This window comes from Duganella sp. AC917, assembly GCF_979258245.1.
On the sequence record NZ_OZ409848.1, the window covers coordinates 2,709,958 to 2,722,877 of the forward strand.

A 12,920-nucleotide genomic window follows, 5' to 3' on the forward strand; every position below is an offset into this window, starting at 1 on the left:
TCTACAGGATTGCTGAGTTGTCACGAGACGTACTGTCGAAAATTCTTACATGTTGTCAGCCGTCAGCGCGCAAGTCGTTGAATAATAACAATGGCATGCCTTTTGCTTGAGACATTGTATACGGATAAGTCCATCGACTTGGCGAATTGTGGAGTACGACTATGCAGGGAAAAATGCGACTAGTTAAGAACAAGTTTGCACCTTCCACAGGGACCTCGTCTTGGGAGAAGCGAACGAAGATCGGATCATTTATTGCGACGTGTATATCCGCTGCAAGTATCATCATCGGTGGCATTGTCGGGATATATTCATACCAAGAACAATCGAGGCGTGAAAATCAACTAAAAGAGGAGGAACTGCGATTGCGCAGATACAACGATGCAAGATCACTTTATTTCGAGCTGATCAGCGCTGCCTCTGCAGTAGGCGCTTCAACTTCCAGAGAAGAAGCGATTGGAAAATTCGCAGTTTACACAAAGATTTATTTTGGGAAGGCCCATATATTCGTATTGGATGATGATGTTCATAATGCAAAAATTGAGTTTTACGACGAAGTGAAGCCTCTTCTACTGACTGAGGAATTTCCTTCCAGGAAAATATCGAAAATCGGGTTAAACCTTGCTGAGCATTGCAAGGAATCGTTAAACAAAATTGAGAACGGAGAGTCGTACCGATGAAACGTCCCTCCTTTTGTTGGCATTCTTTTTGTAAGCGTCGGTGCCAGTGCCAAAGGCTGCTCTTGGCCGGTTCCGGTCATATGACGAAGCGTATCACCCGGCCATTCTGACATCGCGGTATTTTTTGCTCCCGAAAAGGCAAGACCTATCAGTTCGTAGGCGGCAAGGGAGCTGGTTCCAGCCAGGGGCACGCCGCGCCGTCCCAGCTTTAGGGATTTTAGGAAATATAACTCGTAAAAATTGTCGAGATGAGCCGCGTTGCCCCTCGAAACCTCATTCCAACGCTGAACAACAACAGTTTATGAATCAACAACAATCACGACGCCTTTTCGGAGTTTGCTTCTGCAATTAATTCGAGTAGCGTCTTCTGTAACCGGCGCCGCTTGCACCGGACTTGGGAGGACAGAAATGGACGGATTTGCTTTCCGCGTGCAACCCACGAGCCAAGGTTTCGACGGCCCCCCCGCTTCGCAGCGAGGCGCTGACCGACACATCCAATGCGCAGCTTCCCGTCGAGTGAACCATTGGCGCAAGACGCTGCAGCGCTGCCGCTTGGCCGGTGCGTTGGTGGTCGCTGCGACGCTCGGCCTGCAAGGCTGCACGACCCTCAACGCGGTCCCGGTCAAAAGCGGCAAGATGACTGTACAAGGCGCGCCATATAACCTCACCTTCACCCAATACGATCTCAAGATCAAGCGTAGGCTGGTTTCCTGCGTTAAGGACGCGGACAAGCCTTTGGCGCCCGGTGCGGAGCCTGTCTCCGACGTGAAGATCCAGACAATTGTAGAAGCCACTCGCAAAGAGGCGCGCGATCCCGCCCGCGAGTACGTAATCGACTTCGCAGCGCTGCGGAGCTTTTTCAAAACTACCGAAGTGTCCGTCGAGTATTACGACAACGGCGCATTGAAATCCGTCAATGCCACGGTCGACGACAAGACAGCGGAGTTTCTCAAGAGTTCCGTCTCTGTCGCTGCTAAGGTGGCCATGCTGAGCGCTGGCGCTGGCGGCGATGGCACGCAGGGCTGTAGCCAAGAGGTGAGGGACGCACTCGTCGCCGGGGGAAAAGCCGAGAGGGAGCTTAAGGCCAAGACGGCGTTACTGACGCGGCTGACAGAGGTGTTAGAGAGGCGAGTTGCGGTGGCTAGTGCGCTGGGGCCGACCCGCAACGCAGCCGAACGTCAGGCCATGGCCAATGAAGTCACTGCGGTGTTCAATGCGAAGGCACAAGTCGACGCCGAACAGGCCAAAGTGGATGCGTATCTGAAGCGTTTCACGCTCACGACCACGCGTACTTGGCCGAAGGACGGAGTTAGCTTCTCCGTCGAGCTAATAAAGCCGTTGACCTCCGACGATGTGCGCGACTGGATCAGCCTCGGCGACGCGGGTGTGCGTGCGCTCATGGACACGGGCGTGTGGGTCCGATTCACCTCCGATTCCGCTTCGGCCAAGCATGTGCTGTGTGATGCACTCTCGTGCATCCCCTCAGAAGATGCGCCGGGCCTCAAATACCGCTTGGCCGTGCCAGGAACGTTCCAGGCATGCAGCACAGCCACATGCGCCGGCGACGAGGCCGAACTGTTCAAGGACACGGGCCTATTCAGCCAGCTCGGGCCGATCATGACACTGCCGCTGCGTAACTACCCATTCATGACGCAGACCGTCGTGCTCACGATGAACGAGGCCGGGCAGCCAACCAAGTTGGGCTATCGGTCGGAGGCGGGTGCGCAGAAGGCCATGGACACACTCAATACCTTCGTCGACGAGTATGGCAAGGTGCGCCAGGCACGCAAGCCGAAGTCCGAGTTGGAGGTGGTCAAGGAACAGACGGAGCTACTGGAGGCCAAGGCCAAGCTCGCGACGGCCAAGGCTGCCTTGTCCCCCAACCCTAGCGCGAACCAGGATGCGACTACTGCCGCACTCAAGGCAGACACGGCCTTGCTTGAGGCTGAGCTAGCCAAACTGAAGGCGCAGGCCGCGCTGGACGAAGCGCTCAAGCAGGGCGGCTTGTGAGCGCCTCTGCCGGTGGCGGTGCGGGACACGCGACGGGCTACACCGGCGTCGAGCCCGAACCGCGTCGCCCCGCATCTAATTGGCTGTCAGGCGTCATGACCAGGATGTCCAAGCAGGCCAAGAGCCTGTTCGCGGTGACGCCAAGCTACCCGAGGTCGTTCAACTGGGAGGACAAGGCATCGCTTCCGCTGCCCGGCACTCAGGGCAAGGTGACTGCTTGCGTGAGTTATGCTGGTTGCCTGACGGCAGCGATCCGTCACCAGTTGCAGACGGGAAAGTCCCTGCGGCTCGCACCGCGCGTGTTCCATTTCTGTTCGCTGAAGCTAGACGGGAACCAGGGGACCAACTCGTACGACTTCGGTAAACGAGCCGTAGATGCGGGGCTTCCCTACGCATTGTCGGACGCGCTGCAGGAGCAGGCAGAGCAGCTATCGAGCAAAGGGGACTGTGACCCTCTTTCGCATTGGCCCCGGTTGCGGGTAAGCGAGCTAATCAGGTTCGAAACTCTGGAGGCGATTAAGCACGAGATCAGTGTCAACGGTCCCGTCGTTGCCCACATCGCCTTACACGACGGGTTTCTCAATGGTTATGTCCCCGGCACGGTTTACCTGCCGTCGATCGGCTCTCGACAGATTGGACAACACGCGATATGCCTCATCGGCTATGACGATGACCAAGGCTACTGGATCGGAATCAACAGTAGCGGCCCGGGCTGGGGCACCAGAGGACGGTTCCTGCTGCGGTACGGAGCTTGCGATCTGCTAGGACAGAACATGCCGGTCTATGCCCCCCGCGTCCCCCCCCAGTGAAGGCAGTTGCGGGCTTGCTGGCCACCGTCGGGCTTGCGCAGGGCGGGAAATTGAAAAAGCTAGTGCTAATCGGCGGTAGGATTGCGCAGCGCGCGCCGAGGACGGAAGTGTTCCGGCGACGGCGGAGCGTGGCGGGAGGGGGGAACGAAACCATGCTTCGACCGGCGGCATGCGCCCCAAAAGAGTCCGATTATCTGTGTAAGTGAAAAGCGACACTCGACGAATTCAAGATCACGGCGGTCGTACTGGCAATCGCTAGTGCGAGCTGAGGCTTAGTAGCTAATTTCAGGAGAGGGGACTTTCATGCCTAACGGGTTCCTCGATCGTCTCAATTCAAGCACCATGGCAATCAACGGACTAGGCGTGCTGGTCACCGGACTTATGGCGCTCTATCTACCGTTTGAGAGATTCAAGCTGCCGCAGCCCTACACAAGCTACTTTCTCGGGATTATCGCCGCTGTCTTCGCCATCATCGTCTTGCGTGCGGCGATTCTCGCAGTTCCGCTGCGCTCGGTTCTTCTTGATCCGGACGCATTCGTTCTACGTCGCGAGTTGCCAGAGCACCTGGTTGGCCGAAAAGATGACATCGATCGCCTGGAACAGAAGTTGAGTGAGGCCCTGTTGCTTTTCGTGGAGGGTGAGTCCGGCGTCGGCAAGTCGGCACTCCTCCGCGCGGGGCTGGCGCCAAAACTCATGGCGGGGCATCGTTACCTGCCCGTTTACGTCGAATCGCTCGCGGGGCAGGATTGGGCAGAAGGTCCTTGGCGCGCAGTCATGCCCGCGTTTCGCGCGGCTCTCGGCGCTAAGGCGCCTCCTTCCAGCCGCAATCCGGTTGCAGAAGTGTTTGATGAACTGCTTGAAGCAGCACGTGAGGCTGGACGTATGCCTGTCCTCATTATCGATCAGTTTGATGATTATCAGTTGAGTCACAGTGCACTGTTCCTCCGTGCTGGCACTTGGCTAACAGCAGCTGAACTTGCGGCTGAGAATTCCTTCTGGACTGCACTTCGTGCCGCGCTGCATGAAAGCCGACTCCATCTGGTTATTGTAACGCGCAACGATATGGCCTCGGGACTTGAAGCCGCGCGCTTCATTAAGCCTCTCCCGTACCGCGTCGATAAAGTTGGTCCGCAATATCTCAGAGCTTTAATCGAGCGCCTGTCCGGAACTGCTAGTGACGCCAGCGGTGCGATCGACGCGCCGCTGGCGACCTGGCCGGACCTTCGGGCGCGACTGCTCGACGATCTGGCAAGCGGCGGTGCCATATTGCCACAGCAACTCAAGGTCGCGCTGCTCGGCCTTCGAGGGCTTCCTCGCCTGCAGTTGACAATCGCAGGTTACATAGCTGTAGGGGGCGTGCGCGGGCTCGAAGCAAATTGGATCAAAACGCAGATCGATCAAGCTACGCGCAACGGCAAACTTTCAATCCCGGACATTCTCCGACTTCTTGTCGCGCTCTGCGAGCCGGACACGGTGGCAAAGACGAGGGACCTTTCGCTCTCCGCTTTGTGCGAAGTGGCGGGTTTGGAGGATAAAGCTGCAGTCGTGGCGGCGCTAACGACGCTTGAAGAGGGCGAGGTCGTCCGCCGGCTCGCACGTGAGGACTTGAACGACTCATTGTGGCGACTCGATCACGACTATATCGCAGGCGTCGTCGACCTTGCCAACCGGCGTGCCAATCATTGGAAGCTGACCTTAGCCGAAGGGCGCAACGCAGTCGCCGGTTCCTCGGGCGTCATGCAAAAATGGGATGCGCTGCTTCCATTTAGGACGCAGATTCAGTTTGTCCTGGACCGCGCCAAGGGTCTTTTCCGATACGAAAGTGACCGTGCCTATGCGCTCCTTAGTCTCGCGAGATTCATTCCCCCAATGCTAGCAGTTCTTCTGGTAACGCTTGGCTACCATTCCATCCAAACGAACACCAGGAACCGGGAATTGGCCGAACGCGTTTCAGCAGGCTTTGATACTGACCCCAAACTCTCCGAAAAAGAGATCAAGAACCTTATCTCTTTCTCGCTCTCAAATATGTCGGTTGCGCGTGACGTCATCAGGCTGATGCTCAACGATTCCAACTTGGCTGAGAATTTTGCTGTGCACCTGAGGCCGATGATAGAGGCCCTGTATCTCGCGGCTGATGGCAACTGGGACGCATTGTCGGATACTGCCGAGCCTTTCGTTGGAAAAACGAAGGGAACCGTAGGGATTTTCGAGATCTACGTCGTCGCCATGCTGCTCGATAAGGCGGACCATGCGTCCAAGGCCGCCACACTCCTTGTCGCGACGATAGAGACGGACGAGAATAGCGCTCCTGCACTTTCACTGTTCACCGAAGGTCTGAGTGCCATCGTGGATCGAGTGCCGCAGGAGACTGCCGGCCAGTTGGCCAACCGCCTCGTCGCGGCGATGGAGGCGCACAAGAATGACGTCTATGCGCTTTCAAGGCTTGCCGAAGGTCTGGCTGCCATCGGGGATCGGGTGCCGCAGGAGACAGCCGGCCAGTTGGTGAACCGCCTCGTCGCGGTGATTGAGACGGACAAGGATGACTTCGGTGCGCTTTCAAGGTTTGCCCATGGGCTGGGTGCGCTTAAGAATGGGGTGCCGCAGGAGACAGCGGGCCAGTTGGCAAACCGCCTCGTCGCGACAATGGAGGCTAGCAAAAATAAATTCATTGTGCTTCGCGGGCTGGCCCGTAGTCTGGGGGCCATCGGAGCGCGGGTGCCGCAGAAGACAGCCGGCCAGTTGGCCGACCGCCTCGTCGCGGTGATGGAGGCGCACAAGGATGACGCCGATGCGCTTTACCGGCTTGCTGTTGGGCTGGAAGCCATCAGGGATCAGGTGCCGCAGGAGACAGCCGGCTTGGCGGCCAACCACCTCGTCACGTCAATGGAAGCGAACACGGAGTCCGTCAGCGGGCTTTTAAAGCTTGGCCGAGGTCTGGGTGCCATCGGGGATCGGGTGCCGCAGGAGACAGCCGGCCGCTTGGTCCACCGCCTCGTGGCGGCGGCAGAGGCGGACAAGGATGACATCGGTGCGCAAGCAAGGCTTGCCGTTGTGCTGGAAGCCATCGGGGCTCGAGTGCCGCAGGAGACTGCCGGCCTGGCGGCCAACCGCCTCGTCGCGTTGATGGAGACGAGCATGGCTGACTTCGATGGGCTTTCAATGTTTGCCCGTGGTCTCGGTGCCATTAGGGATCGGGTGCCGCAGGAGACAGTCGGCCTGGCGGCCAACCGTCTCGTCGCGGCGATGGAAGCGAACAGGGGCGTCCATGCGTTTCGCCCGCTTGCCCGTGGGCTGGGTGCCATTGGGGATCGGGTGCCCCAGAAGATAGCCGGCCAGTTAGCCAACCGCCTCGTCGCGTTGATGGAGGCGAGCAAGAACGGCGATGCACTTTCCGCGCTTGCCCGTGGTCTGGGTGCCATCGGTGATCGGGTGCCGACAGTCGACGCGCAGCTTCTTTCCAGCCGGTTGGACACCCTTCTTCCGCAGTGCGGCATAGGAACCGAGTGCCATGTGGCGAGGATTGCCCTTTACAGTGTCTTCTCCAAGGAGCGTGCACTCCAACTTGTTTTTCTCGCAGGACGCGACCCACTCATCGGCGCAGACGCATCAACGCTCCTTCAAAGGCTTGGTCGCCTGACCGGGGAGGAGTTTAAGAAGAGAAAGGGTTGGGACGCAGCTGAGGCGTGGCTTGGAAAGCATCGCACTACGGCCGGAGTCGATGATGCGAGTATTCGCAAGGAACTGCGTGACCTGATGCGAAAGCGGAAGGCGATTTCTGGGGACAAAGCACCAGTTGAGGCGATCTCTCTTGAAGCGAGCCGCCAGAGTGCAACGTGAGCATACGCCTTTAGGGGCGACCTTGGTTGCTGTTGCAGACTTTTTCAGTCTGTGGCGAACTTTATTACCTCGCCACAGCTGAATGACCGCTTTTGGCCGAACTCGGCCGATGGCAATAAAGGATATCATCTTGCTTGATCTGAAAAATGCGCGAATTCTCACAAGCCCGGGTGGCGGCGCTGCATGAGAACGAGTGGCGGCGGTCAGTAAGAACAGGTAGCGGCGACTTAGGAGAATGGGTGGCGGCAGTGATGAGAATACTCAAGTTGGCCCGCGATCCGCACACGGACCTCGCCCAACTCAAGCACGATGGTGCCAGCATCGCAACTCGTACCGTTCGGAGCAGCTGCCGTCGGCGTTAACACCACCGGCAACAAACCATCGTCACGCATCAAAGCAGGCACACGCCAAGGCGCCCTTGCTCGTATAGCCGGCGCAAGCTAAACACTTGGTTGGCGTTGACGCCGTTCACGCGCGCGATGGGGGCTACTGGGGCACCCGGCTGGGCGCTTACAACGTTGTTGCAGCATTGACCTTCAGGTCTGAAGACGTTCGATCTTGGTAGCCACTTACCATAGGAATTTCCGGCATGGAACAGGATTCGGTGGCATGAAATGGGAATCCATGGCTTGGCGTAGGAATCGATGGTTTGGCATAGGAATCGGTGGATTGGAACAGCAATCGCTGGCTTTAGCAGGAAACAGTGGCTTACACACGAATCGACGGTGCGCTCAAAGAATGACTGGCCGCTTTGACATAGAAATTAGTGGCCGCATTGGGGCAGGAATCAGTGGTCGTTACTATGACATACGCAATTAGCGATTCCTCGACGCCGATCGACTGGCTGGCCTCCACGTGGCTGTATCCCTGATCCAATACCAAGCATGCGGCCTGCTGCTTGAACTAAGGGGAAATGTATGTCTTTGCTTGCTCATCAAAGACCTCTCCACGGCGAGCATTCGCGCCTAAATCAGTGTCCGGGTACATTAAACCACTACATGGTGTCGGTAAGGATGGCGGCCGATCGCGTGGAACGGCCAAGCGTGCGACGAACAGCGGCGGAAAAGTGCCGCGAACCTTCACAAAGTGGCTATCGGACGTCAGATACTAGAAACTCCAGCACCCTAAGAATGCAAATCGTGTTAGCTAGGATTTTTTCGACCCCGCGCGCGGTCTCACAAGCGATCGATACATTTTGATCATGTTGATTTCGTAGAGAAGTGACGCCATTGTGGATCGCGGCAAACCCTGTTTGACCAAGATTAACTTCGAGTAATGACAGTCGCGCGAAAATATTCCTGAACTTAGTGTCGAGAGTAATGAGTGTGTTAGCGTCGCATACCGCTTGCGGCAAGTAGCTCACACTAGTCTTCCCAAGGAGGTTAGATAATGTTGCAGAATTTTGCGATATTGCACGCGTCACCGTTCGCCCAAGAGCCACCAACTCGACAAACTTGGGTAACGCCGATGGCGGGACGCACGGATTATCCTTGTCAATATTGTCGAGGGCAGGTGCGGCTGCAAGCGCAAAACTTTCCGACATCGCATGGCTTTCTCTACCTAAGGTTGCCACATGACTTAACCACATGCTGCTGGTGTGAAGCAATGTCGTAGCGCGTGTGGTGAGCTCATACGCGTCTTCAACTGTTCGCGTATTGATGTCAGCTTCAGGTCGCGGGGGTAGCTGCATTGGTAGAGGCTATCCAAGAATGGGATGGGTAAACATTAGCATACGGAATCACCACACCCGAACGTTACTGCAATAACGGGCTAGCTGCCAGCAATTGAAGGGGAACGAAATCGTCGACGCCTTTCGCCTGGATCGATGTGCGCCGAGAGTACGGCGGCAGCTTGTTGCAAAGCCACGGGCCGCCGCCGCCTCTTAGCGGTCAGACGTATTGACGGCGTCTTCGAACCGTTTTCTCGCCTCGTCCCTAACTCTGATCAATTCCTCCAAGCTGACAAGAGTGTCGTTTGCTGGCACCTTAAGCTGCATGCTGCTGAGTGATTTCATTTCGTGGCCGCATCGATCATGAATTTGCACCATCGCACATAGGAAACTATCGCATCATAGAGCATGCGTCCGCTGATGAAGTCCTGTTGCATGGCGCCGACTACGGCGTTAACCTGGTCAACCAGTTGCTGCCGCTGCATGATAGTGACGTGGTTATCGAGGGGCTGGCCATCGATGGAGAAATACATAGTCAAGTGAGCCTTCGTTGCGGGGGCCGGTTAAAACGGATTGGGATCGAGTGGCGGGTTTTGCGGTGGACCCAGATTGCCGCGCCAGCCAAGGTGATAGTGCAACGAGGTGCTTTCCATATACTGGCTGCTCGACAGGCCAAGGATCACCCAGCCCAAGGCGAGACGGCGGTTCACTTCGCCAGTGGAGGTGGTTTCGACAACTTGCACGATATCTTGAAACGCTTCGCGCGCCGCCGAGGATTGCTTTTCCATATGGCCTCCTGGTGTATTGGTGGTATATCACTATACCGCCACCGCCAAGGCCGGCGCGCACGAAGCCAGTATCGCTGCACCGCTTCGCCTATCGGAATGAAACGCATGCGCGCGTCAGGAGGGAACGACATCGTCCATGGCTCCAACTCGACGGGCAAGGCCGGATAGCACACGATGGCGAAACTCGACGCCGAAAAATTGACGAGATAGACGGCATCGATAAATAGGCCGCTTCACATAGATTGCCACGCAAGGCATTGTCAAGGCCTTGTCCTCGAACAGTTAGCAGCGCCAGACCCGCATACCCTCCTCCCATGTCGTCGGAAATAATTATAGATGAGTCGGGTAATCCCCCCAGCAAATGATAGCGTTTAAAAGTAGAATTTTCTAAACTCAGATTTTTTGAAAGTTCTGCATGAAGACGTCCCGTTTTACCGATAGCCAGATCATCGCCATCCTCAAGCAAGCCGAGGGCGGCTCCCCGGTTCCTGAGCTCTGCCGCGAGCACGGCATCAGCAACGCCACGTTCTATAAGTGGCGCTCTAAGTTCGGCGGCCTGGATGCGTCGTTAATGGCCCGCATGAAGGAACTGGAAGATGAAAATCGTCGCCTGAAAAAGATGTATGCCGAGGAGCGCCTGAAGGCCGAGATCGTTGCGGAGGCACTGGCAAAAAAGTGGTGACGCCATCTCGCCGACGTGAGATGGCGCGTCACTACCTTGAGGCAGGCCGCATGAGCGTCAGGGTCGCTTGCCTGGCCTTTGGCATCAGCCAAACCTGCTATCGCTACGAAGCCAAGCTGAACGTGGAGAACGAAATCATTGCCGATTGGTTGGTGCGCCTGACCACCAGTCAGCGTAATTGGGGCTTCGGGCTGTGCTTCCTATTCCTGCGCAACGTGAAGTCGTTCAGTTGGAACCACAAACGCGTCTACCGGATTTACCGTGAGCTGGAACTGAATATGCGGATCAAGCCACGGCATCGTCTGGTGCGGGAAAAACCGCTGCCCTTGGCCGTGCCCACGCAGATCAACCAGACCTGGTCTATGGACTTCATGCACGACCAACTTGCTGATGGCCGCAGCATCCGTTTATTCAACGTGATCGACGACTACAACCGCGAAGGACTTGGTATTGAGGTCGACTTCTCCCTGCCCGCTGAACGGGTGATCCGATCGCTCGACAGGATCATCGAATGGCGAGGCAAGCCACAGGTCATTCGTTGCGATAACGGCCCCGAGTACATCAGCGCGCTGACCTTGGCCTGGGCCGCCAGGCGCGGCATCCGCATTGACTTCATCCAGCCTGGACAGCCGCAGCAGAACGCCTACGTCGAGCGCTATAACCGCACGGTGCGCTACGATTGGCTGGCCCATCACTTATTCGACACGCTTGATGAGATCCAGGATTTTGCAACCCGATGGTTGTGGACTTACAATCACGACCGACCGAACATGGCACTTGGCGGCATCGCCCCAAAATAGAAGCTTGCCTTGGCCGCTTAACCTCTACTTTTAGCGCGCTCTAAAAATGGGGGGATTACCGCGTGACGGAAAGCTACAAGCCAATCAAGACCAGCCGCGCCATTACTGACTTCGCGTTCAAAATCAAAGAAAAGGACGGCAAGCCTAAACGCAGCGCGTTGACAGACGAACAGAACCAAGAACAACTGTAGTCCCGAGGACAGTAACGCAATCGGCAATCCAGCGGAAGAATTTTAATGCTGAATCTTAATGCGGTAGGGCCGTTTCTGCTTCCTGCCAGTTCGCCGTTGGCCACTGATTCATCTATCGTTTATAGTATCGGCTTATTGTCTTTTTCACTGTTGAGCAACTTCTTGTGTGCCGCTGCCTCGCCAGATTCCTTGGCATTGATTTCATCATACCGCCGTGCGGCATCAACCATCATCACTGAGAATGACGAGATCATGCCGTCATTCGAATTGCTGCCCGCATGGGCTCTAAATGCGATGCCGCATTTTTCGTCAAACTCCGAGGGGATGTTGAGCTGCTCACCGCTAACGGAGGAGTAATAAATGCCACTACCCCATATTTTTGCGCACGGGGCGTTATAACTATCGCCATGGGCCTGCTTTCCGCTTCGGTCATAAGACCAAGATAGCGCGTCTCCCTGATCGCGACTAACGGGACCGTATTTTTCTTTCAGAGAAGCTGTGAAAGCTCCTGGTAGCAAGCGATTGCCCTTATCCAATGCCTGGCCCCGAGTTACGAACCAAACAATTCCGGTTTTATCTTGCAGTACCACCATCTGGTCCACGATTTGTTGATTCTTCCTTGCGATGGCGGTCACGCCTGCGACCACACCGTTACGCAACTTGATGTCTTCCAATTGATACGCTGGGTTGGCTTTGGCGATTAGACTTTTTTGCACTGATAGCGGTATCCCTAACTTCACGCCAGCAATATCTTGGGCTGCCATCACCGGCCCCGCACTCATGAGCGCGAAAAATGCGACGAAACTCGTCAATTTCTTCATATATTTCCCTGTAGTTTGAAGCTGCAAAAGCAGCATGGATAAGTAGACGCAGATGAACAGGACTTTGTAAGCACATATTAACATTTTATCATTTTGCAGTTTTCCTGCAGGACGTTACGTGAATGTTTTTCAAGGCGAGAGACATCTCAATCCGCCACACGCAGATCATAGTTTGAGTGCGTACGCAGGAAAGCCGAACCTATACGACCACCTGCGCCGGTGACCAGAACCTTGGGCTTCGGTTCTCCTTGTATTATCGATGTCATTACTTTTGTGCGTTACTTTTCGCAAAAATGCGTGTTGGCCCACGGCTCTTCGACTCGAATCATCCGATGACTCGCGACTGTGGAGGGACCGCTTCTGGCCGAACTCAGCCGCGCTTTATACGACGCGTCCATTCGTCCGCCACGTCGCCCATGTTCTTCGCAATGCCGTTGCGCACCCACGCCATAAGTTCGCGGTCGAACTTGAAATCTGGCCCACACTGGTGGGAAAGAAAACGCCGAACGTTTTGCGTGTTCTTGTACTCAGAATCGATTTTCGTTGTACGCGAAATTTCTCCGCCATGCCAATCGAACTTCATGTCCAATCTCTCCAAATATTGATGACGTGTGCGGCTGCTCTTGGCCGAAAGGC

Annotated in this window: 10 protein-coding genes and 1 pseudogene; 6 read left to right on the forward strand and 5 right to left on the reverse strand. The window is 56.1% G+C overall.

The window, feature by feature from the left end:
- The first annotated feature begins 161 nt into the window (after nt 1–161).
- From ACZ0BA_RS11675 to ACZ0BA_RS11690, 4 genes are all read left to right on the forward strand, one after another.
- Nucleotides 162–677, forward strand: a complete 516-nt coding sequence (locus ACZ0BA_RS11675; protein WP_463451442.1) for a hypothetical protein — start codon at nt 162–164, stop codon at nt 675–677.
- 516 nt (nt 678–1,193) lie between these two features.
- Nucleotides 1,194–2,687, forward strand: a complete 1,494-nt coding sequence (locus ACZ0BA_RS11680) for a hypothetical protein (RefSeq protein WP_463451443.1) — start codon at nt 1,194–1,196, stop codon at nt 2,685–2,687.
- A 104-nt stretch (nt 2,688–2,791) separates the two neighbouring features.
- A complete protein-coding gene (locus tag ACZ0BA_RS11685; RefSeq protein ID WP_463451444.1) occupies nt 2,792–3,496 on the forward strand; it encodes a C1 family peptidase in 705 nt (234 codons plus the stop codon).
- Nucleotides 3,497–3,799: 303 nt separating this feature from the next.
- Complete coding sequence (locus tag ACZ0BA_RS11690) at nt 3,800–7,333, forward strand: nSTAND1 domain-containing NTPase (protein WP_463451445.1); 3,534 nt, start codon at nt 3,800–3,802, stop codon at nt 7,331–7,333.
- 813 nt (nt 7,334–8,146) lie between these two features.
- On the opposite strand, the pseudogene ACZ0BA_RS11695 reads toward ACZ0BA_RS11690, so the two are convergent.
- The 3 genes and pseudogenes from ACZ0BA_RS11695 to ACZ0BA_RS11705 all read right to left on the reverse strand — a co-directional run.
- Nucleotides 8,147–8,268, reverse strand: a pseudogene (locus tag ACZ0BA_RS11695) (transposase); the annotation flags it as partial.
- Nucleotides 8,269–9,343: 1,075 nt separating this feature from the next.
- Entirely contained in the window at nt 9,344–9,535 is a 192-nt protein-coding gene (locus ACZ0BA_RS11700; protein ID WP_463451446.1) for a hypothetical protein, read from the reverse strand.
- 30 nt (nt 9,536–9,565) lie between these two features.
- Nucleotides 9,566–9,790, reverse strand: a complete 225-nt coding sequence (locus ACZ0BA_RS11705) for a hypothetical protein (RefSeq protein WP_463451447.1) — start codon at nt 9,788–9,790, stop codon at nt 9,566–9,568.
- Nucleotides 9,791–10,205: 415 nt separating this feature from the next.
- Here ACZ0BA_RS11705 and ACZ0BA_RS11710 point away from each other — a divergent pair.
- Both ACZ0BA_RS11710 and ACZ0BA_RS11715 read left to right on the forward strand, forming a co-directional pair.
- Nucleotides 10,206–11,272, forward strand: a protein-coding gene (locus ACZ0BA_RS11710) for an IS3 family transposase (RefSeq protein WP_463451448.1) whose coding sequence is annotated in 2 segments (ribosomal slippage) — nt 10,206–10,467 and nt 10,467–11,272 — 1,068 coding nt in all. Because the reading frame shifts where the segments join, the coding sequence is not laid out codon by codon here.
- Between the two features lie 62 nt (nt 11,273–11,334).
- Nucleotides 11,335–11,463: a hypothetical protein gene (locus ACZ0BA_RS11715; RefSeq protein WP_463451449.1), complete on the forward strand. Its 129-nt coding sequence runs from the start codon at nt 11,335–11,337 to the stop codon at nt 11,461–11,463.
- A 119-nt stretch (nt 11,464–11,582) separates the two neighbouring features.
- On the opposite strand, the gene ACZ0BA_RS11720 is transcribed toward ACZ0BA_RS11715, so the two are convergent.
- Entirely contained in the window at nt 11,583–12,284 is a 702-nt protein-coding gene (locus ACZ0BA_RS11720) for a hypothetical protein (protein WP_463451450.1), read from the reverse strand.
- Between the two features lie 370 nt (nt 12,285–12,654).
- On the reverse strand, nt 12,655–12,867 hold the full coding sequence (locus ACZ0BA_RS11725) for a DUF6434 domain-containing protein (RefSeq protein WP_463451451.1): 213 nt from the start codon (nt 12,865–12,867) through the stop codon (nt 12,655–12,657).
- Between the last annotated feature and the right edge of the window lie 53 nt (nt 12,868–12,920).

Coding starts and splice junctions, on each gene's coding strand:
- ACZ0BA_RS11725 (WP_463451451.1), bottom strand. CDS start 12,867: ATGAAGTTCGATTGGCATGGCGGAGAAATTTCGCGTACAACGAAAATC.
- ACZ0BA_RS11720 (WP_463451450.1), bottom strand. CDS start 12,284: ATGAAGAAATTGACGAGTTTCGTCGCATTTTTCGCGCTCATGAGTGCG.
- ACZ0BA_RS11705 (WP_463451447.1), bottom strand. CDS start 9,790: ATGGAAAAGCAATCCTCGGCGGCGCGCGAAGCGTTTCAAGATATCGTG.
- ACZ0BA_RS11675 (WP_463451442.1), top strand. CDS start 162: ATGCAGGGAAAAATGCGACTAGTTAAGAACAAGTTTGCACCTTCCACA.
- ACZ0BA_RS11700 (WP_463451446.1), bottom strand. CDS start 9,535: ATGTATTTCTCCATCGATGGCCAGCCCCTCGATAACCACGTCACTATC.
- ACZ0BA_RS11685 (WP_463451444.1), top strand. CDS start 2,792: ATGTCCAAGCAGGCCAAGAGCCTGTTCGCGGTGACGCCAAGCTACCCG.
- ACZ0BA_RS11690 (WP_463451445.1), top strand. CDS start 3,800: ATGCCTAACGGGTTCCTCGATCGTCTCAATTCAAGCACCATGGCAATC.